The following is a 593-nucleotide window of genomic DNA, read 5'->3' as shown; positions in this document are numbered from 1 at the left end:
GAGGTAGAGAGTCCCAAGTCAATCCAGACTGCTACAGCTCAGATTTCCCAAATCATCGCCAACGTTGCTTCTAGCCAGTACGGGGGCTGCTCAGCTGACCGTATCGATGAAGTCTTAGCTCCTTATGCAGAGAAGAATTACCAAAAGCACCTCAAAGATGCAGAAGAATGGGTCTTGCCTGAAAAACGGGATGATTATGCTTGGCAGAAAACCCAAAAAGACATCTATGATGCCATGCAATCTCTCGAGTATGAAATCAACACCCTCTTCACTTCAAATGGACAAACACCTTTTACTTCACTAGGTTTTGGTCTAGGAACTAGTCGTTTTGAACGGGAAATTCAAAAAGCTATCTTGACCATTCGTATCAAGGGTCTTGGCTCAGAACACCGCACAGCCATCTTCCCTAAACTCATCTTTACGCTTAAAAGAGGCCTTAACTTGGAAGAAGGGACTCCAAACTATGACATCAAACAGTTGGCCCTAGAGTGTGCAACCAAACGGATGTACCCGGATGTCTTATCCTATGATAAGATTATCGAGTTGACTGGTTCTTTCAAGGTTCCTATGGGCTGCCGTTCGTTCCTCCAGGG

Annotated in this window: 1 protein-coding gene; it reads left to right on the top strand. The window is 45.2% G+C overall.

Annotated elements, in window-relative coordinates; genetic code table 11:
* Positions 1-593: anaerobic ribonucleoside-triphosphate reductase (gene nrdD / locus D8797_RS10115; protein ID WP_312023868.1), on the top strand; the 593-nt coding region annotated here is incomplete at both ends.

It is taken from the genome of Streptococcus cristatus, assembly GCF_003944225.1.
Classification (GTDB): domain Bacteria; phylum Bacillota; class Bacilli; order Lactobacillales; family Streptococcaceae; genus Streptococcus; species Streptococcus cristatus_K.
Note: the sequence above shows the minus strand (reverse complement) of the source record. Positions and strands in the feature narration are given on the sequence as shown.